The organism is Enterobacter sp. Ap-867, from assembly GCF_011752855.1.
GTDB lineage: Bacteria > Pseudomonadota > Gammaproteobacteria > Enterobacterales > Enterobacteriaceae > Cedecea.
In genome coordinates, this window is record NZ_VWWS01000005.1 from 140328 (window position 1) to 160147 (window position 19820).

Annotated in this window: 19 protein-coding genes; 9 read left to right on the forward strand and 10 right to left on the reverse strand. The window is 56.4% G+C overall.

What is annotated here, in order from left to right:
• Positions 1–8 precede the first annotated feature (8 nt).
• The 6 genes from F3J26_RS13505 to F3J26_RS13530 form a co-directional block, all read right to left on the reverse strand.
• Entirely contained in the window at positions 9–974 is a 966-nt protein-coding gene (locus F3J26_RS13505) for an ABC transporter ATP-binding protein (protein WP_166994352.1), read from the reverse strand.
• The gene (locus F3J26_RS13510) at positions 971–1951 is read right to left on the reverse strand and encodes an ABC transporter ATP-binding protein (RefSeq protein WP_166994354.1); all 981 of its coding nucleotides are present in this window, start codon (positions 1949–1951) and stop codon (positions 971–973) included. The genes F3J26_RS13505 and F3J26_RS13510 overlap by 4 nt, the downstream gene beginning before the upstream one ends.
• Positions 1948–2895, reverse strand: a complete 948-nt coding sequence (gene opp4C / locus F3J26_RS13515) for an oligopeptide ABC transporter permease (RefSeq protein WP_008454432.1) — start codon at positions 2893–2895, stop codon at positions 1948–1950. Before opp4C ends, F3J26_RS13510 begins: the two co-directional genes overlap by 4 nt.
• A complete protein-coding gene (locus F3J26_RS13520) occupies positions 2895–3854 on the reverse strand; it encodes an ABC transporter permease (RefSeq protein WP_166994356.1) in 960 nt (319 codons plus the stop codon). The genes opp4C and F3J26_RS13520 overlap by 1 nt, the downstream gene beginning before the upstream one ends.
• A 53-nt stretch (positions 3855–3907) precedes the next feature.
• A complete protein-coding gene (locus F3J26_RS13525) occupies positions 3908–5617 on the reverse strand; it encodes an ABC transporter substrate-binding protein (RefSeq protein WP_442892310.1) in 1710 nt (569 codons plus the stop codon).
• 125 nt (positions 5618–5742) lie between these two features.
• A complete protein-coding gene (locus F3J26_RS13530; RefSeq protein ID WP_008454438.1) occupies positions 5743–6138 on the reverse strand; it encodes a VOC family protein in 396 nt (131 codons plus the stop codon).
• 141 nt (positions 6139–6279) lie between these two features.
• Here F3J26_RS13530 and pheP point away from each other — a divergent pair, with 141 nt between their 5' ends.
• The 7 genes from pheP to F3J26_RS13565 all read left to right on the forward strand — a co-directional run bounded on the left by pheP (position 6280) and on the right by F3J26_RS13565 (position 12417).
• Positions 6280–7674, forward strand: coding sequence for a phenylalanine transporter (gene pheP / locus F3J26_RS13535; RefSeq protein WP_166876228.1), 1395 nt, complete (start codon positions 6280–6282; stop codon positions 7672–7674).
• A gap of 231 nt (positions 7675–7905) precedes the next feature.
• Positions 7906–8631 (forward strand): hypothetical protein, encoded by a 726-nt coding sequence (locus F3J26_RS13540; protein WP_205246504.1) that lies wholly within the window; start codon positions 7906–7908, stop codon positions 8629–8631.
• On the forward strand, positions 8624–9046 hold the full coding sequence (locus F3J26_RS13545; RefSeq protein WP_166994360.1) for a hypothetical protein: 423 nt from the start codon (positions 8624–8626) through the stop codon (positions 9044–9046). The genes F3J26_RS13540 and F3J26_RS13545 overlap by 8 nt, the downstream gene beginning before the upstream one ends.
• A 176-nt stretch (positions 9047–9222) precedes the next feature.
• Positions 9223–9648: a hypothetical protein gene (locus tag F3J26_RS13550; protein WP_166994362.1), complete on the forward strand. Its 426-nt coding sequence runs from the start codon at positions 9223–9225 to the stop codon at positions 9646–9648.
• A 173-nt stretch (positions 9649–9821) separates the two neighbouring features.
• A complete protein-coding gene (locus F3J26_RS13555) occupies positions 9822–10247 on the forward strand; it encodes a hypothetical protein (RefSeq protein ID WP_166994363.1) in 426 nt (141 codons plus the stop codon).
• A 111-nt stretch (positions 10248–10358) separates the two neighbouring features.
• Positions 10359–11261 carry an EamA family transporter gene (locus F3J26_RS13560; protein WP_166994365.1) on the forward strand — a complete coding sequence of 301 codons (903 nt, stop codon included), beginning with the start codon at positions 10359–10361 and terminating at the stop codon, positions 11259–11261.
• 133 nt (positions 11262–11394) lie between these two features.
• Positions 11395–12417 (forward strand): diguanylate cyclase domain-containing protein, encoded by a 1023-nt coding sequence (locus F3J26_RS13565; RefSeq protein WP_166994582.1) that lies wholly within the window; start codon positions 11395–11397, stop codon positions 12415–12417.
• Positions 12418–12433: 16 nt separating this feature from the next.
• On the opposite strand, the gene ampH is transcribed toward F3J26_RS13565, so the two are convergent.
• The gene (ampH, locus tag F3J26_RS13570) at positions 12434–13591 is read right to left on the reverse strand and encodes a D-alanyl-D-alanine-carboxypeptidase/endopeptidase AmpH (RefSeq protein WP_166994367.1); all 1158 of its coding nucleotides are present in this window, start codon (positions 13589–13591) and stop codon (positions 12434–12436) included.
• A gap of 412 nt (positions 13592–14003) precedes the next feature.
• Here ampH and lpxP point away from each other — a divergent pair, with 412 nt between their 5' ends.
• Positions 14004–14930: a kdo(2)-lipid IV(A) palmitoleoyltransferase gene (lpxP, locus tag F3J26_RS13575; protein WP_166994369.1), complete on the forward strand. Its 927-nt coding sequence runs from the start codon at positions 14004–14006 to the stop codon at positions 14928–14930.
• A 247-nt stretch (positions 14931–15177) separates the two neighbouring features.
• Positions 15178–16395, forward strand: a complete 1218-nt coding sequence (gene sbmA / locus F3J26_RS13580; protein ID WP_008454456.1) for a peptide antibiotic transporter SbmA — start codon at positions 15178–15180, stop codon at positions 16393–16395.
• Positions 16396–16614: 219 nt separating this feature from the next.
• On the opposite strand, the gene F3J26_RS13585 is transcribed toward sbmA, so the two are convergent.
• The 3 genes from F3J26_RS13585 to F3J26_RS13595 are packed head-to-tail and all read right to left on the reverse strand — an operon-like array spanning position 16615 to position 19820.
• Complete coding sequence (locus tag F3J26_RS13585) at positions 16615–18150, reverse strand: DHA2 family efflux MFS transporter permease subunit (RefSeq protein WP_008454459.1); 1536 nt, start codon at positions 18148–18150, stop codon at positions 16615–16617.
• Positions 18151–18160: 10 nt separating this feature from the next.
• Positions 18161–19339 carry an HlyD family secretion protein gene (locus tag F3J26_RS13590; RefSeq protein ID WP_008454462.1) on the reverse strand — a complete coding sequence of 393 codons (1179 nt, stop codon included), beginning with the start codon at positions 19337–19339 and terminating at the stop codon, positions 18161–18163.
• A gap of 25 nt (positions 19340–19364) precedes the next feature.
• A complete protein-coding gene (locus tag F3J26_RS13595) occupies positions 19365–19820 on the reverse strand; it encodes a transcriptional regulator, SarA/Rot family (RefSeq protein WP_008454465.1) in 456 nt (151 codons plus the stop codon).

The window sequence follows — 19820 nt, forward strand, 5'->3', positions numbered from 1 at the left end:
TCACAGAGTTACACCAAATGACACGCGACGCGATGAGCATCGCCCACTTCCCGCAGCGCCGGGACCTCCTGGCGGCAGCGGTCGGTGACCAGCGGGCAGCGCGAGGAGAAGCGGCAGCCGGCAGGCGGGCGAGAAGGATCGGGGATTTCGCCCTGAATGGCGGCCACCGGCTCGCTGTCCGGGTCCAGCGTCGGAACCGCGGCTAACAGCGCCTGCGTATACGGGTGCAGTGGTCGGCTGAACAGCGTGTCGCGGCTGGCAGTTTCCACCAGTTGGCCGAGATACATCACCGCGACGTCGTCGCAGAGGTGCTCCACCACGCCGAGATCGTGCGAGATAAACAGAAACGTCACGCCGCGTTCGTCGCGCAGATCGGAAAACAGGTTGATGATCTGCGCCTGAATGGAGACGTCGAGCGCCGAGATCGGTTCGTCCGCAATAATAAAATCGGGGTTAAGGATCAGCGCGCGGGCAATACCGATGCGCTGGCGCTGGCCGCCGGAAAATTCATGCGGGAAACGGGTGTAATGCTGCGGTGCCAGCCCGCAAATCTTCATCACTTCCAGCACCTTGTCCCGCAGTTCGGCGCGGGTGCACAGCTTGTGCTCCAGCATCGCTTCCCCGATGGCATCGCCCACGCGGATGCGCGGGTTTAAAGAGCTGTAAGGATCCTGAAATACCAGCTGGATTTTGGGGCGCAGCGCCCGCGATTCTTTGGCGCTCAACTCACTCAATTCTTTGCCGCGATACTTCACGCTACCGGCGGTTTTGTCATACAGGCCAAGCAGGGTGCGGCCAACGGTGGTTTTTCCGCTGCCGGACTCGCCGACGAGGCCGAAAATCGTGCCCCGGCGAATGTTGAAGCTGACGCCGTCGACCGCGCGCAGCTCGCCAGTTTGTTGGCCAAAAAGCCCGTCGCGCAGCGGGAAGTGTTTTTTGAGCCCTTCGACTTCAATCACGTACTGAGTGTTCACGATGCGGACTCCGCTAACTCACTGTAAAAACAGGCGGCCTGGCGCTGCTGGCCGAGCAGCGACGGAATGCCCTGGCGGCAGCGATCGGTGGCGCGTTCACAGCGATCGGTAAAGGCGCAGTAGGGCGGCAGGGCGGCTAAATCAGGCACCTGGCCGGGGATCGAATAGAGCCTGCGGCGGCGTTCGCCGGGAACAGGCCGGGAAGAAATCAGCCCTTTGGTATAAGGGTGCAGCGGATTGCGGAGCACCTCCGCCGTTGGCCCCTGCTCAACGATGCGCCCGGCATACATCACCACGACGTGTTCGGCCATCTGGGCGATAACGCCGAGATCGTGGGTGATCAGCATCAGCGCCATACGGTGCTGGCGAGCCTGATCCCGCAGCAGACGCAGGATCTGCGCCTGAACGGTGACGTCCAGCGCCGTCGTCGGCTCATCGGCGATCAGCAGCTTTGGCCTGCAGCTCAGCGCCATGGCGATCATCACGCGCTGTAACATCCCGCCGGAAAGCTGGTGCGGGTAGCTGGCCATCAGGCTTTCCGCTCGCGCCAGCCCGACGTCGGTCAGCATTTGTGTCGCCAGCTGCCAGGCGGCCTTGGGCGTTTCGCCCCGGTGGCGGATCAGCGGCTCGCAAAGCTGGTCGCCGATAGTCAGCACCGGGTTCAGGGCGGTCATCGGCTCCTGGAAAATCATCGCCAGTTCGTTGCCGCGCAAATCTGCCATCTGCGCGGGCTTCAGGCCCAGCAGATTTTTCCCCTGAAACAGGATTTCGCCGCCGTCGATACGCGCCGCCTGCGGAGGCAGCAGCCCCATTAGCGACATGGCGGTCACGCTTTTGCCGCAGCCTGACTCGCCGACGACGCCGACGGTTTGCCCGGCGCGAACGGTAAACGACACGTCCTGCACGGCACGCACGCGCCCCTGCTCTCCGGCGAAGGAGAGGGAAAGGTTATTAAACTCAATCAGCGCTTCGTTCATTTCGCGCCTCGCTTCATTTTCGGATCCAGCGCATCGCGCAGGCCGTCGCCCAGCACGTTAATGGCGATCACGGTGATAAAAATGGCGATACCCGGCGGCATCCACAGCCACGGGCGGCGCTGGAAGTCGATCAGGCTGTTGGCGCTGTCCATCATGTTGCCCCACGAAGGCGTGGGCGGCACGACGCCGAGGCCGAGGTAGCTCAGCGCGGACTCCATCAGAATGGCGTTGGCCACCGCCATCGTCGCCATCACCACCAGAATTGGAATGGTGTTCGGCAGCAAGTGCCCGAACAGGCGGCGGCGGGCGGAAAGGCCTAATACGCGGGTCGCCAGCATAAAGTCGCGTTCGCGCAGGGAGAGGATTTGCCCGCGGACCAGGCGCGCCAGCTTCGGCCACTCCAGCAGGCTCAGCATGATAACCACCATGTAAATGCGCGAGTCCGGCGAGAAGTCGAGCTCTGACAGCATCGCGCCCGCGACGATCAGCAGCGGCAGGCTGGGAATGGTCATCACCAGATCCGCCAGGCGCATAATCAGTTTGTCGGTCCAGCCGCCGAGATAGCCGGAAATCGCGCCGAGCAGGTAGCCGAGGGTAACCGAGAGCAGCATGGTCAGCAGGCCGATAATTAATGAGATGCGCCCGGCCAGCAGCAGGCGGGTGTAGACATCGCGCCCGAGGAAGTCGGTGCCCAGCCAGTGGATTTCGCCCGGCGGCTTGTTGATCATCAGGGCGTCGGTGGCGTCGTCCTTCCACGGCGACCAGAGCGGCCCCAGGGCGCACCAGATTGCCATCACTATCAGCAGAATCAGGCAGAACATCGCCAGGCGGTTGCGCCTCAGTGCCTGCCAGGCCTGATGCCACGGGGAAGGCGTCACCTGTGCCAGCGCCGGAATTTCGGCTTTGCGCAGGCGGCGATTAGTAGAAAACAGAGAACTGAGCATCACGACCTCACCCGAATGCGCGGGTCGGCCCACGCGTAAAGCACGTCGGCAATCAGGTTGCCGAGGATGGTCAGCACCGCCAGAAACAGCGTGAAGCCCATCAGAACCGGGTAGTCACGGGCGGCGAGGGAATCAATATGAATGTGGCCGGCGCCCGGCCAGTTAAAGACCTTTTCGGTAATGATTGCCCCGGAGAACAGCCCCGGCAGCTCAAAGCCCAGCAGGGTGATGATCGGCAGCAGCGCATTGCGCAGGGCGTGTTTAAGAATAACGTTACGCTCGCGCAGCCCCTTGGCGCGGGCGGTGCGGATAAAGTCCATTTTCACCACGTCGAGCATACTGGCGCGGAAGTAGCGCGTCAGGCTGCCCGCCTGCAGCATCACCAGCGCGAGTACGGGCAGCACAAGGTGGGCGGCAACCTGCACGACCCAGGCCCAGCCGGTGGCGTCGCTGCCGGTGTTGGTCATGCCGCCGACTGGCAGCCAGTGCAGATCTACCGCGAACCACTTGATCAGCAGCAGGCAGAGGAAAAAGGTCGGGAAAGACATGGCGGCGAACACCAGCACGCTGACCAGATGATCAAACAGCGAATTGGGTCTCATGGCCGAAACAATCCCCACCGCCAGACCAATCCCCCAGTAAAACACCAGCGCAATGGCGGCCAGCAGGAAAGAGTTCCAGATGTACTGGTTCAGCAATTGGCTAACGGGGATTTGATATTGCAGAGAGAAGCCCAGGTCTCCCGTCAGCAGTTGCCCAAGCCAGTGAAGGTAGCGGGTGAACAGCGGCTGGTCGAGGCCGTAAATTGCTTTGAGCTCGGCAGCGCGGGCGGCGGTCAGCGTAATATTGCCGTCGATAAAATCCCCGGGCGTTTTTGCAAACAGCATAAAGATAATAAACGAGGCGAGCAGCAGCATCGGCAGGGTTTGCAGCAGGCGGCGCAGAATAAAATTTTTCATCACGTTCTCACTGCCGCCGCCCCGGTGAAAGGGTGGCGGCAAGGGTTACTGCGTTACTTAACGATTTTCACATCCGGCAGGCTGCCGGTCAGGCCGTTGTAGATGTCTGGCTTAAAGCCGGTGACGCGGGCGCTGCTGGCGGACAGGATTTTGCGGTTGCCGAGCAGAATTGCCGGGGGATCTGCCGCCAGTACTTTATACAGCTCGTGGTAGATCGCCTTGCGCTTTTCTTCGTCGAGGGTGGCGTTGCCTTCGTTAATCAGCTTGTCCACCTGCGGATTGTTATAGCCGGACTCTTTGGCTTCGGTACTGTAGTAATCCCACACGCCGTCGTGCGGATCGTTCAGCGTGCTGGTGCTAAAGGAGGCCAGATCGTAGTTGCCCGCTTTACGCTGCGCCATCAGGGCATTGAAGTCGACGACCTGCGGCTTCAGCAGCACGCCGATCTGCTGCCAGTTCTCTTTGGCGATAGGGATCAGCGCGTCGTTCAGCACTTTTTTGCTGACCAGCAGCGTCAGCTCCAGGCGCTTGCCGTCCTTCACGCGGATGCCGTCCGGGCCAGGCTTCCAGCCTGCTTCATCCAGCAGTTTTTTCGCCTGCGCCTGATCGAATTTATACGGGTTCACGCCCTCCGGGTTATAAGCCCAGGAGATCGGCGAGATCGGCTCGTTGGCGACCGTGCCGTAGCCCTGGTAGACCACGTCGATCAGTTTCTGGCGATCCAGACCGTAGATCAGCGCCTGGCGAACTTTTACGTCCTGCAGCGCCGGGCGGCGAACGTTGAATTCGACCTTGCTGTAGTCGCTGGAGCCGTAAAGGTTGATATTGGCGAAGCCCAGCAGTTTTAGCTGCTCAATATCGTCCGGGCGGGAAGTAAAGGCGTCGTAATCCGTCTCGCCGGTCTGGAACAGCTGGAAGTTGGTGGACGGGTTAGTCACGCGGTAAATAAAGCGCGGCGTTGGCGGGGTGCCGCGATAGAAATGGGTGTTGGCGTGGAAGCGAATTTCCTGCCCTGGGATGTATTTCTCATACACATACGGGCCGTTGCCCAGCGGTTTGCCGTGCAGGGTACGCAGGTAATCCAGGTTGCCGCGCTGGTAGCCTTTGCCGTAGTACGCCTTCGATAGCACGGGGCCGCCGATTTTGCCTGGCGTGGTTGCACCCGGCTGGGTGGTGGTGACCTGCAGCGTGAGCGGGTCAATCACCTTCAGGCCGCTGACGCTGTCGGCTTTCCCGGCTTTGTATTCGGCACCGCCCGCGATGTTGGCGAGCGTGATGTCGGTATCGCCATCATATTTCGGGTCATACAGCACGGTGAGCGTGAACGCGACGTCTTCGGCGGTCAGTGGGGAACCGTCGCTAAAGGTCAGGCCAGGGCGCAGTTTGATGGTATAGACTTTGCCATCCGGGCTGACCGTCCAGCTTTCGGCGAGGCCAGGGACCAGATTGCCATGGCTGTCCCAGTCGATCAGGCGTGAGAAAATGACGTTGGTGACGTTTTCATCCCAGCCGTTAACGAAGAAGTAAGGGTTGAAGATCCCCTGAGGTTCGGAAATCCCGGCGACCACGGTGTCTTTGCGCAGCTTGGCCGTGGCCGGGATTTGACTGGCGTCGGTGGCGGGCGTGATGCCCTCTTTTAAGAGGTCATCGGCCGCCGCCGCGCCGGAGAAAGCCACCACGCTGCTAATCAGGGCTGCCTGTAAGGCCAGGCGAAAGCGCGTGGGTTTTGTTTGTAATGCATCAAGTAACCTGGCCAATAGCATTCCCTCAAGATTTTTTGCTGTAAAATTTACAAATCATGACGAAAGATAAAAGCCCGGATCTTGCCTGTCTAACAACGAAACGCTATGCCTTATAGCGATTTGTTCCTTTGCCCCCACAAAGCGTATTAGTTGTGCTGGAGCAAGTCCCAGCGGTTGCCGTAGAGATCCTCAAAGACCGCAACCGTGCCGTATTCTTCCTCTCGTGGAACTTCACAGAAATGCACGCCGTTGGCCGTCATCATGGCGTGATCGCGCCAAAAATCATCGGTGTGAAGGAAAAGGAAAACCCTGCCGCCGCACTGATCGCCAATAGAAGCCTGCTGGCGTTCGTTGGTGGCTTTGGCTAACAGCAGGTGGCAATCACTTTCCGGGTTTGGCGTGACCACAACCCAGCGTTTTCCCTCTTGAGGCGTGTCCTCCACAAGCGTGAAGCCCAGTTTTTGGGTGTAGTATTCAATCGCCTTGTCGTAATCATCCACGACGATAGCCACGCAGCCCAGCGCCCGTTTTTGCGTTTTCAATGCCTGCTCCTTTCCTCCGGTGATAAACGGGCGTGAGCATAACATTCACCAAGGATTATTTCCGAAGTGTAACCATTCCTTGCCACTCTTAGCTTCAGGTGTTAAAAGGTGCCCCTTTGACAAATCACAAAGGAGCAGGGCGTGAAAAACACGTCAGTCGCCTCTGAGCCACAGGGCCAGGGTGCGGGGCCGGAGGATGGCCATCAATTACAGCGCGGCTTGCAGAATCGCCATATTCAGCTGATTGCGCTGGGCGGCGCGATCGGCACCGGACTCTTTCTCGGCATTGGCCCGGCGATCCAAATGGCGGGGCCTGCGGTCCTGCTGGGCTACGGCGTGGCGGGGATCATTGCATTTCTGATCATGCGCCAGCTCGGTGAGATGGTGGTTGAAGAGCCGGTTTCTGGTTCATTTTCGCATTTTGCCTATAAATATTGGGGGCCGTTTGCTGGCTTCCTGTCCGGCTGGAACTACTGGGTGATGTTCGTGCTGGTCGGCATGGCAGAGCTGACCGCCGGCGGCATTTATATGCAGTACTGGTTCCCGGACGTGCCGACCTGGACCTGGGTGGCGCTGTTCTTCGTGGTGATTAACGCCGCGAACCTCGTGAACGTGCGCCTTTATGGCGAGATGGAGTTCTGGTTTGCGCTGATTAAGGTGCTGGCGATTGTCGGTATGATTGGCTTCGGCATCTGGCTGCTGGCTTCCGGCCACGGCGGCGAGCGCGCGGGCGTGAGCAACCTCTGGCAGCACGGCGGCTTCCTCGCCACGGGCTGGCACGGGCTGATTTTGTCCCTCGCGGTGATTATGTTCTCGTTCGGCGGGCTGGAGCTTATCGGTATTACGGCGGCCGAGGCGCGTTCGCCACAAACCACCATCCCGAAAGCGGTGAACCAGGTGGTGTATCGCATTCTGCTGTTTTATATCGGCTCGCTGGTGGTGCTGCTTTCGCTCTACCCGTGGCTGGAGATCAAGTCCAACAGCAGTCCGTTTGTGATGATTTTCCACGAGCTGAACAGCAATGTGGTTGCCTCGGCGCTCAACTTCGTGATTCTGGTGGCTTCGCTGTCGGTTTATAACAGCGGCGTGTATTCCAACAGCCGCATGCTGTTCGGCCTCTCCGTGCAGCGCAATGCGCCAAAATTCCTGGCGAAAGTCAGCCGCGGTGGCGTGCCGGTGAATTCACTGCTGCTGTCTGGCGCGATCACTTCGCTGGTTGTCGTCCTCAACTATGTGCTGCCGCATGACGCCTTTGGCCTGCTGATGGCGCTGGTGGTGGCAACGCTGCTGCTGAACTGGATCATGATTTCGCTGGCGCACATCAAGTTCCGTCGCGCGATGCGCCGTCAGGGGCATGAAACCCGCTTCAAGGCGCTGCTTTACCCGTTCGGTAACTACCTGTGCATCGCCTTTATGATGATGGTGCTGGGGCTGATGTGTACCATTGACGGGATGCGCGTGTCTGCCATGCTGCTGCCGGCCTGGATAGTGTTCCTCTTTATTGCCTTTAAGCTGCTGCGCCGTAAAACCCACTAAAGTCCCCCCAAATAACGCCAGCTGCTTTTAATCGGGTTGGCGTTATTTATAATTAAATATTAATTAAGTTTTTATTTTATATTCTCCAGTGGCAATTTATCTCCTGGTTTGAGAGATTATATATAATCGAGAGGGGTTTGTTTTATGAGTTATTATATTTAATGATGTGATGTCTGGGTAATATAATTATGATGAATGAAACAGGTGACTGCATAAATTAAATCTCATCTATTGAACAAGGAGTGTAAAGCGAAGAGCAAGCGGAGTGATATAATTGGTGGAGAGGTTGCTGTTGATATCTCCCATGGTCTTATTTATACAGAAGTACTGGGATGGGTCGATTTGGGCCACGCTCAGGGGACCGATATACGAAATTTGTTGCGGGACATTGACTCGGGGGAAAGGCAGGAAAAGGAGTATTACGATGTAGCTTATTCACAGGCTATGACCAGCCCGGGCCGACTGATTAAAATGGGCAAATTTATTAAATGGCGGATTAAACGTGGCCGCACCCCACTTGAGCGCAGAAGTATTGCGCTGGCAATGATGATGTCGTTGGCGCGCAAGTTCGAAGGGCTGCAGGCGTCATTCCCCGTTAGCCTGGTGACGGACAGCGGATTTAGCGGCGAGGATCTGGTGTCAAATTTGCTGGGGTTCTATCGGGTTGTTTCTATCCCAAAGCCATTTGGCATGTTACGTGTAGTCAGCCGAGAAAAAGCGCTTAAACGCTGGGATCATTACGGCAAAATTGGCGGCTGGAAAAACGAATCGTTCCGGCCTCTGTTGTTTCCCGACCCCGATATCTTCCCCAACGCCAGACCTTACAAGGGCAACTTGCCTAACTTTATGCAAACCGTCAGGCCGTGGAGCGACTTCCGCTCAGGTATTGTCAGGGTCGTCAGCGCCGATGGCTCATATATCGATAATGGAAGAAACGGGGTACTACCTTATGCGTAACTCTTTAAAAATTTTTACCGCGGTCGTTGTGGTGATTGCCGCCGGGCTGGTGTGGGCGTGGCCTTATATAACAATGGAGTTCGCGGGTAGCGCCCATTACACCGAGCAGGACAAACGGGAATATAAATTTTATACCCCCGATATTCTGCGAGAAATGCCGCGGATTTCCCCCCGGTACGACTTTGACTATGTGAACGTTACCGGGCCTGGGGCATTTATTCATGCGATCCGATTCTATGATGTTGCTGACTCCAGCAGAATAGATACCTATCTGGATGTAAAAGGGTATGTAAAACAAAATGATTGCTTTATAGAAGCTGCTTGCTGGCAGGGGAGCGATCCCGAGGAGACGATCACAGTAAGCCATTTGGCAGAAAAAAATATTATCCAGATCGCCGTCATTTATGACTACTGATTGCCGCTACTTTTGCTGTACCGGAAGTTGCCGATAGCAACGTCCGTCTCCTTCCCGGATTTAGGATAACTTTATGCAAACCGTCAGGCCGTGGAGCGATTTCCGCTCAGGTATTGTCAGGATTGCCAGCGCCGATGGCTCATATATCGATAAAGCAAAGGGAGGGACGTTGCCTTATGCGTAACGCTTTAAAAGTGCTTATCGCGGTCGCTGCGGTGATTACCGCCGGGCTGGTCTGGGCTTGGCCATATATAGAGATGAGCTTTGAGGGTAGCGCCCATTACACCGAACAGGACCAGCGGGAATATAAATTTTACACCCCCGATATCCTGCGAGAAATGCCGCGGATTTCCCCCCGCTACGACTTTAATTATGTGAACATTACCGGGCCTGCCGCATTTATCCACGCAATCAGTTTCTATGATATTGATGACTCCGGTCGGGTTGATGCCTATCTGGAAGGAAAGGGATATATAAAACAAAAGGAGTGCCATATTAAAGCGATATGTTGGCGGGGGAGCGATCCCGAGGAGACGATTACGGTAAGCAATCTGAAAGAAGAAAACATTATTCAGGTCACCGTTATTTATAATCTACGATAGCCGCTGATTATGCTGTGCCGGACGTTGCCGATAGCAACGTCCGGCACCTTTCCGTATTTAGGATAACTTTATGCAAACCGTCAGGCCGTGGAGCGATTTCCGCTCAGGCATTGTCAGGATTGCCAGCGCCGATGGCTCATATATCGATAAAGCAAAGGGAGGGACGTTACCTTATGCGTAACGCTTTAAAAGTGCTTATCGCGGTCGCTGCGGTTATTGCCGCCGGGCTGGTGTGGGCGTGGCCTTATATAACAATGGAGTTCGCGGGTAGCGCCCATTACACCGAGCAGGACAAGCGGGAATATAAATTTTATACCCCCGATATCCTGCGAGAAATGCCGCGTATTTCCCCCCGGTACGACTTTGACTATGCGAATATTACTGGTCCTGCTGCACTTATTCATGCGATCCGATTCTATGATGTTGCTGACTCCAGCAGAATTGATACCTATCTGAATGCGAAAGGGTATATAAAACAAAATGATTGTTTTTTCGAAGCTGTTTGCTGGCAGGGGAACGACCCAGAGGAGACGATTACAGTAAGCCATTTGGCAGAAAAAAACATTATTCAGGTCACCGTTATTTATAATTTCCGATAGCCGCTGCTTTTGCTGTGCCGGACGTTGCCGGTAGCAACGTTCGGCAACTAATCCTCCCTGATTTACGCTATCATGCTGCGCTAAAGAAACGGGTGTTAAAAGGGCAGGGGAATGAGCGTTAGTCGGAAAGGGATGCTGTATGTGTTGTTTGCGGCGGTGCTGTGGGGAAGCTCCGGGGTTTGTGCGCAGTACATCATGGAGCAAAGCCATATTTCCTCGGCGTCACTGACCATGCTCCGACTGCTGTTCTCCGGCCTGATTCTGCTGATGCTGTCGTTTATGCACGGGGACAAAATCTTCGCCGTGTTTAAGCAGCGAAACGACCTGATTTCCCTGCTGATTTTTACCCTCTGCGGCGCGTTGACGGTGCAGCTGACCTTCCTTTTGACCATCGAACAGTCCAACGCCGCGACAGCGACGGTGCTGCAATTCCTTTCGCCGACCATTATCGTGGCCTGGTTTGCCTTTGTGCGGAAAAAGCGTTCCGGCAAACTGGTTTATGCCGCGATTGGCACCTCGTTAATCGGGACGTTTGTGCTGGTGACTCACGGCAATCCAGCGTCGATTACCATTTCCGGCAGCGCGTTGTTCTGGGGTATCGCCTCCGCGTTTGCCGCAGCGTTTTACACGACCTATCCCTCGAAGCTGATTGCTCGCTACGGCACACTGCCCGTTGTGGGCTGGAGTATGCTGCTGGGCGGCGCGGCGCTGCTGCCGTTTTACGCCAGCCAGATCGGCAGTTTCACCGCCACCGGCGGCACGCTGCTGGCCTTCTTCTACCTGGTGATAGTCGGCACGGCGATCACTTTCAGCCTCTACCTGACAGGGGCGCAAATGATTGGCGGGCCAAAGGCCAGCATTCTTAGCTGCGCGGAGCCGCTGAGCAGCGCATTGCTCTCGGTGCTGCTGCTGGGCATTAGCTTTACGCTGCCGGACTGGATGGGGTCGCTGCTGATTATCTCTTCGGTGGTGCTTATCTCTCTGGATTCCCGGGGCAAGCTGCATTCACACTAAGTCGCTACATTTTGCAAGGTTTAATTACCGGCAGAAATATCATATTTTGAGGGGTAGAAGTTGCCGTTGTGATACGGTAAAAAGTGCGCTTCCCGGCGCAAGTCTGCACCTCCGATAAAGGTATTTCAGTGTGATGATTGATAATCTGATTGAGCGAATCTCTTCCGCTTTAGACGCCGAATACACCCTGGAAGGTTTGGTCAGACAGCTGCTGGAAATGCTGGAGCTGGTGACTAACATGGAATCCACCTACCTGACCCGCATTGATGCGGAGGGTAGCCAGCAGCAAATTGTTTTCTCCCGCAATACCAAGGCGATGAATATTCCCGAAGGGCTTTCCGTGCCCTGGGAAGACACGCTATGTAAACGCGCTTTAGACGAAGGCCGCCGCTATACCTGCGATGTCGCAAGCGTATGGGGTGACTCTGAAGCGGCAAAGGCGCTGGGGATTGTGACCTACGTCAGCACGCCCGTGACCCTTGCCGATGGTTCGCTCTACGGCACGCTCTGCGCCGCCAGTTCTGAACAGCGCGAGCTGACCGATCATAGCGAACAGGTCTTGCAGCTGTTTTCTCAGCTGATTGCACAGCAGATTCAGAATGAGCAGCTATTGAAAAAGCTTCAGCAGGCCAACGTCGCGCTGACGACCGCCAGCTACACCGATGAATTAACCGGGTTGCCTAACCGCCGCGCGGTCTTCGATCAGCTGCCTCGTTTGTTCTCGCGCGCCAAAGATGACGCCCGCTACGTGCTGGTGGCCTTTGCCGATCTGGATGGATTTAAACAGATAAACGATTTGCACGGGCATGAAACCGGGGACGATTTCCTTTGCGCCATCGGCCAGCGGCTGAAAGAGGGCGTGAGGGGGGACGAAATATTAGGTCGCCTGGGCGGCGATGAGTTTATCGTTGCCGGTGCGGGGCCTACGGAATACAGCGAAGCTCTGCGAGCGACCATGGCTTTTCGTGCCAGACTGGCAGAGCTGCTGAGCGGCGAGTACCAGCTAAAATCCTGCGTGATTGATTATGCGGGGCCCAGCATCGGGGCTATCGCCGTGAATCCGGCTACTATCACGCCGGACGATGCGATACGCGAGGCGGACACGCTTATGTATGTGGATAAGAAGCGCCGTAAAAATGGCGCGGCGGTAAGCTAAACGCCGCGCGCAATCCTCAGGATGCCGGTGTTACTACAGCCTTATTACCGCTAAGTTCAGTCACCAGATCGTTCACGCCGTCGCTCATGTTAACGAAGCGAGTCAGCGGCGAGCGTGTGACCACCACAAAAACGCCCACGTTATTCTGCGGCACCATCGCCATATAGGTAATGAAGCCGCCGCCGCCGCCGGTTTTTTGAATAATGCCCGGGCGGCCCTCTTTCGGTGACATCCAGACCCAGCCCATGCCCAGCGCGTCGGCTTTTCCCGGCACATCCATGCCAATGACCTTATGCAGCTGGCTGCGCTGATAAATCAGGGTTTGCATTCTGTCTGCCTGGCTGCCGCGATGATGGAAGTCGGAAGAGAGGAATTGCTGCATCCAGCGCATCATATCGCCGGGGGTAGAATAGACGCCGCCGCTGCCCACCGCCGCCAGCGTGTTATCGCAAGGGCTGGCGCCTTTCTCGGCAATCATCAGGCGCTTGCACTGGTCTGGTGACGGGGTAAAGGTGGTGTCTTTCATCCCCAGCGGGCGAGCGATTTGCTCATCGAACAGGTCGGCATATGGCCTGCCGGTTGCGCGGGACAGGGCATCAGCCAGCAGGTCAAACGCCAGGTTTGAATAGGCGGCCACGGTGCCCGGGGCGGCTTTCAGCGTGGCCTGCGAGAGCCAGTTCCAGCGCTGATCCCGCGTCGGCCAGGTGAACACCGTGCGGTGCGCTGCGCCGCCGGGCTGTTCGCGCGGCAGGGAACTGGTATGAGTGGCCAGGTTAATCAGCGTAATCGGCTGGCCGTTAAAGGTCGGCACCCGGGCGCCGGGAGGCGCATATTTGCTGAGCGGATCGTTGAGCTGAACCTTCCCCTGATCGAGCATTTTTACCAGCATTTCGCTGGTCATCAGCTTTGTCAGTGAGGCGATGCGGATCACCGAATCCAGCTGCGGGCGAACGTTATTGCCTGGCCGGGTATCGCCGAAGCTGCGAAACACCCGCTGGTTACCGTCAATCACCACGATAGCCATGCCGGTGGCTCCGCTGCCGTAATAAATATGGTTGGCATAGCGATCGACAACGTCGGCGGCAAATTCAGGTGCCGGAGACGGTTGCGCAAAACTGAGCGCTGGCAGCAGCGCAGCGGCCAGCAAAAGAAGACGAGGAAGACGAGTTTTCAACGCAAAAATCCAGTTTAAAAAATAAGGCGGTATAGCAGGTATTTATACTACTCCGCGCCCTTATGCAAAGCGTCAATTCAGCCTTTACGGCCTGAAAAGCGTAACCGTGCGTTACATCACCAGATGACGCACAAAAGTTTGTCAGTTGCGGTTTAATAAAGCATTTTTTGCCTGTTTTTACACTCAGGCTGGCGCTGTTGCCCGGCGACCATAAAGAAAGATCTTAAATAAGATTAAAGACCGATGATTTCGCTACGCTGCTTTAGCAAAAAGTGCGTATTATCCTGCTCGTTATTAACGGTCTGAGTGCAACTATTTCTGAACCCCGGAATCTTAGTAACGGCTTAAGGCGTACCGCGATTGATTCAATTCTTTATGCGATACATTATCCCCTCGCATTAAAGAAGTGAATATGTCTACTAAACCGCTGTTTTATAAGTGCCTCCTGCATCCTCGCTATTGGCTGACCTGGTTTGGGCTGGGTGTGCTTTGGCTGTGGGTTCAGCTTCCGTACCCGGCATTGATGAAAATGGGCGACCTGATTGGCCGTTTCTCGATGCATTTTCTCAAGCGCCGGGTCACCATTGCCCGCCAGAATCTTCACCTTTGCTTCCCGCACTACAGCGAAGCGCAGGTTGAGGCCACCGTGCTGCAAAACTTTGCCTCCCTCGGCATGGGACTGATTGAAACCGGTATGGCCTGGTTCTGGCCGGATGAGAGAGTGCAAAAATGGTTTGATGTTCGTGGCCTGGAGCACATCAATGCCGCCTGCGACAAAGGCAAAGGCGTGATGGTGATCGGCGTGCATTTTATGTCGCTGGAACTGGGCGGGCGCGTCATGGGGTTGTGTCGCCCGATGATGGCGATGTACCGGCCGCACAACAACAAAGTCATGGAATATGTGCAAACCCGTGGGCGCTCGCGCTCCAACAAAGCGATGCTCGACAGGCGTAACCTGAAGGGAATGGTGAAAGCGCTGAAATCCGGCGAGGCGGTGTGGTTCGCCCCGGATCAGGACTATGGTCCGAAAGGCAGTTCTTTTGCGCCTTTCTTCGCGGTTCAACAGGCCGCGACAACCAACGGTACCTTTACTATTGCCCGTCTGGCAAAACCCGCCATTCTGACCACGGTTTTGATCCGCAAGCCCTGTGGGACGGGCTACCAACTGGTCATCGAGCCGGAGTTCTGTGATTATCCCGGCGAAGATGAGCAGGCCGCCGCAGCCTATGTGAACCGTAAAATTGAGCACGAAATTATGCGCGCGCCGGAGCAGTATCTGTGGCTGCATCGCCGTTTTAAAACCCGGCCTTTTGGCCACGCCAGGCTTTACACGATTTAATTTTCAGGCAGGCGTGCCACGTTTTTGAAGTGCGTTGGCAGGCCTGAACCCGGCCTTGTGGTGGCGGAGAAGGGGCACAATGGTCTCCTGTCCCCCGCATAAGAACGGCCGAGGCCATTCTCAAAGGCTGGCGCTAGCTTATGTAAGCCTCTCTCACTCCTTGATACAACATTCTGCAAGCATTATCGTAGAACGTTCGCTATAACCAGCAGATATAACAACAAAAAGTCGTCCCAGGAGTGTTGTCATGTTCAAATCTTTCTTCCCGTCGCCGAAGCTGTTTTTTCTTTCGGCGGCAATATGGGGACTACTCGCAGTCATATTTTGGCAGGCCGGCGGCGGCCTGTGGTTGGAAAACCTTGCGGGTGCCAGCCAGCAAATACCGATCAGTGCGGCACGTTTTTGGACGTTAAAAGCATTTGTTTTTTATGCTTTTTATGCTGTCAGTGTGGGCCTTTTTGCCGGTGTATGGGCACTGGTGAGTCCGCATCCGTGGCAGCGCTGGTCGATTCTCGGCTCTTCGCTTATCGTCTTTGTGACCTGGTTTATGGTCGAACTGGGCGTGGCGATCAACGCCTGGTATGCACCGTTCTTTGACCTTATCCAAACCGCGTTAGCGTCCCCGAATAAAGTCCCGCTGCAGCGATTCTATAGCGAAACCGGCGTGTTTCTTGGTATCGCGCTGATTTATGTCACCGTCGGCGTGCTGAACAGCTTCTTTATCAGCCATTATGTGTTTCGCTGGCGCACGGCGATGAACGACTACTATATGGAGCACTGGCAGAAGCTGCGCCATATCGAAGGGGCTGCCCAGCGTGTGCAGGAAGACACCATGCGCTTTGCCTCAACGCTTGAGGATATGGGCGTGAGCCTGCTGCAGTCGGTGATGACGCTGATTGCTTTCCTGCCGATTCTTGTCGCGCTGTCTCCACACGTGAAAGAATTGCCGATTGTCGGGGCGGTGCCTTATGGCCTGGTGATTGCGGCGATTATCTGGTCGCTAATGGGCACCGGCCTGCTGGCCGCGGTCGGGATAAAGCTGCCGGGGCTGCAGTTTAATAACCAAAAAGTTGAGGCCGCCTACCGTAAAGAGCTGGTTTACGGGGAAGACGACGGCAGCCGTGCTACGCCGCCAACGGTTAAAGCGCTGTTTGGCGACGTGCGGCATAACTATTTCCGTCTCTACTTCCACTACACCTACTTTAATATTGTGCGGATTCTTTATCTGCAGATAGACAACGTGTTTGGTCTTTTCCTGCTGTTCCCTTCTATTGCCGCAGGCGCGATTACCCTGGGGCTGATGCAGCAGATCACCAACGCTTTTGGCCAGGTGCGCGGCTCGTTCCAGTACTTGATCAGTTCCTGGACCACGCTGGTTGAATTGATGTCTATCTACAAACGTCTGCGCAGCTTCGAGCGAACGCTGCAGGATGTGCCGGTGCCGGGCACCGAAGAAGCCGTCTGAGGCGAAAAGAAAAGGGATGGCGTAATGCCATCCCTTTCAGACTGGTGGTAAGCACTGTGGGCAGAAGAAATACCAGGCAGCTTTTTAAAAAATCAGGAAAATCAATTCATTGATTTTCGGCTGATAACCACGAAGAGGGAAAAACCACGCTTTTTCCCTCTTCGTCAGCAACCGTAAAGGGATGGCGTAATGCCATCCCTTTTTACTGGTTCTTTCTGATCAATGCCCTGCGGAAGGGGCACCCGGCGCTCCAGCCCTTATAAACGGCGGACGGGCAAACCAAATCACGACAATCAGCGCCATAAAGCCCCAGCCCAGCAGCCAGAAGTAGTCGATGGTCGACATCATATAGGCCTGCTGCTCAATGGTTTTATCCACCACGGCCAGGTGCTGCTGCGTGGCGCCGCCCATTTTGTGCAGGTAATCCACCGCCGACGGATTGTAGGCTGAGACGCTCTCCGTCAGGTTGGCATGATGATAAACCTCGCGGCGCGACCAAATCCAGGTGGTCAGGGACGAAGCAAACGACCCGCCAAGCACGCGGAAGAAGGTTGCCAGCCCGGAGCCTTCCGCGACCTCAACGCCGTGCAGGTTCGACAGCACAATGGTGGTGATCGGCATGAAGAAGAACGCCACGCCAATCCCCATAAACAGCTGCACTTCGGCGATGGTGCGGAAATCCACGTTGGTATTAAACTGCGCGCGCAGCAGGCACGAAGCGCCCATGGTCAGGAACGACAGCGTGGCCAGCAGGCGCATATCAACCTTATTGGCGTAGCGCCCGACAATCGGCGTCAGCAACAGCGGTAACACACCCATCGGCGCGGCGGCCAGCCCGGCCCAGATGGCGGTGTAGCCCATCTGGGTTTGCAGCCACTGCGGCAGAATAATGTTGATGGCGAAGAACGCCGCGTAGCCCAGCGTCAGCGACAGCGTGCCGATGGCGAAGTTGCGGTCGGCGAACAGCCTCAGGTTGACTATTGGGTGACGCTCGCCAAGCTCCCAAATGACAAACGACACCAGTGAAACCGCGGAGATAACCGACATGGTGATGATCTCCGGCGAGGCGAACCAGTCGAGATCGTTCCCTTTATCCAGCACCACCTGAAGCAGCCCCACGCCCAGCACCAGCAGCGCAATCCCGATGTAGTCGATAGGGGCGATGGTGGTCGTTTCTTCACGCTCGCGCAGCTGCGTCCAGACCACGATGGCGGCAAAGATCCCGATCGGCACGTTGATGTAGAAGATCCACGGCCAGGAATAGTTATCGGTGATCCAGCCGCCGGTGATCGGCCCGACAATCGGCGCGACAACCGTCACCATCGACAGCAGCGCCAGCGCCATACTTCGCTTGCTGGACGGGAAGATAATCAGCAACAGCGTCTGACACATCGGGAACATTGGCCCGGCGAAAAAGCCCTGCAGCGCGCGGAAGATAATCAGCTCGGTCATGCTGTGGGCAAAGCCGCACAGGAACGAGGTGAGGGTGAACAGCGCCACAGAACCCACAAACAGCTTGAGCTGCCCGAACCGGCGGGTAAACCAGCCGGTCAGCGGCAGGGCAATGGCGTTACACACCGCGAACGAGGTGATAACCCAGGTACCCTGGTCGGCGCTGACGCCGAGGTTACCGGCGATCGTCGGCAGCGCCACGTTAGCGATGGTGGAGTCCAGCACCTGCATAAACGTCGCCAGCGACAGCGCGATCGTCGCCAGCAGCAGGCTGGGAGGCGTAAACGCCGCCTTATCTTGCATAACGTCTCTCTTAGCGGTTGGCTGACGCTACCGGCTGGCTGTTGTCATGAAGGATTTTGGTGACCAGTTGGTCAGCTTCGTCCAGCGCGTTCTGGTAAACGTCGGTGGTGAAGCGCGGCGCGGCGACGGTTTTTTGCGGCAGCAGGTGGCCGTCTGCATTGCGAATATCAACGCGAGCGAACATCGACAGGCCTACCCGCAGCGGGTGTTTCTGCATGTCGTGCGGATCAAGCGTGATGCGCACCGGCAGACGCTGAACGATTTTGATCCAGTTCCCGCTGGCGTTCTGGGCCGGTAGCAGCGAGAAGGCGCTGCCGGTGCCGATGCCGAGGCTTTCAATGGTACCGTGATACTCCACGTCGTCCCCGTAGAGATCGGCGGTGAGCGTTACCTTTTGCCCCAGGCGCATGTCCTGCATTTGGCTCTCTTTGAAGTTGGCGTCTACCCAGACCTGGTCCAGCGGCACAATCGCCAGCAGGGTGGTGCCGGAATCAACGCGCATTCCCAACTGAACGGCGCGTTTAGCGACAAAGCCGCTCACCGGCGCAACGATGGTGCTGCGGGCGTTATCGAGGAAGCGCTGGCGCAGCGTGGCTACGGCGCTTTTAATTTCCGGATGGCTGTCGATAACCGTGTCATCCACCATCGCTAAATTAGTGCGCAATGCCTGCTGGGCAGCGGTGAGGTCGCTTTGCGCGCTGGTCACGGCATCGCGGTAATGGGACAGGTCTTCAGCGGCGATAGCCCCGGTGGCAAAAATCTTCTGGCGGCGAGCGTAGTCGCTCTGTGCCGTTTGCAGTGCCACCTGCTTCGCGGCGACCTGAGCCCGGTAGTTATCCGCGGTGCTGTAAAGTCCACGTACCTGACGCACGGTATTCGCAAGGTTGGCTTCTGCCTGCTGGAGCGCGATTTCGGTGTCGCTTGGGTCGAGCTGTACCAGCGGCTGCCCTTTTTCGACGTAGTCTCCTTCATCGACGCTGACCTGCGTTACCGTGCCGCCGATTTGCGGCGTCAGCGTGACCTGGTTGCCGTTGACGTAGGCGTCGTCGGTGGTTTCGTAGTAGCGCGCGTAAAGCATGTACCACGCCACGCAGCCGGCGCCTATCAGCAGCAGGATAATGAGAAAAATGGCGAAGTTACGCTTGCGCTTGCTCGGCGCGCGTTCAACCTGCTCGGTAGAGGTTTGCATTTTTATGTGGCCTTAATCAGAAAGCTTAGAGGTGGCGCTCGGTGATCTCATCCGGCAGCATTTTGATCAGCAGTTCATTGAGCTGCTTTGCTTCTTCAGGCGTCAGGCGCTCGGTAAGGGTGCCGATGATCGACGCCAGCGCATCGTTCTGGAAAGCTTCGCACAGCTCTTGCCCTTTCTCAGTCAGCGCCAGAATGACCTGGCGTTTATCTTCGGGATTCACGTTTCGCACGATCAGATCTCGCTTCACCATTCGTTCAAGCATGCGGCTCATGGCGCCGGTATCCATCACCAGGTTTTTGCTGACTTCTACCGGGCTGTTAAAGCCCTTAAAGATGCTTATCAAGACTTTAAATTGCGCACCGGTGATGCCCATCGGCGAAAAGTACTGGGTGATGAGCTGGTCTTTGAACTGGTTCGACAGGTGAATCAGCAGGCCAAGGTGCAGTTTGGAATAGGGATTACCCGTAGTATTACTCAT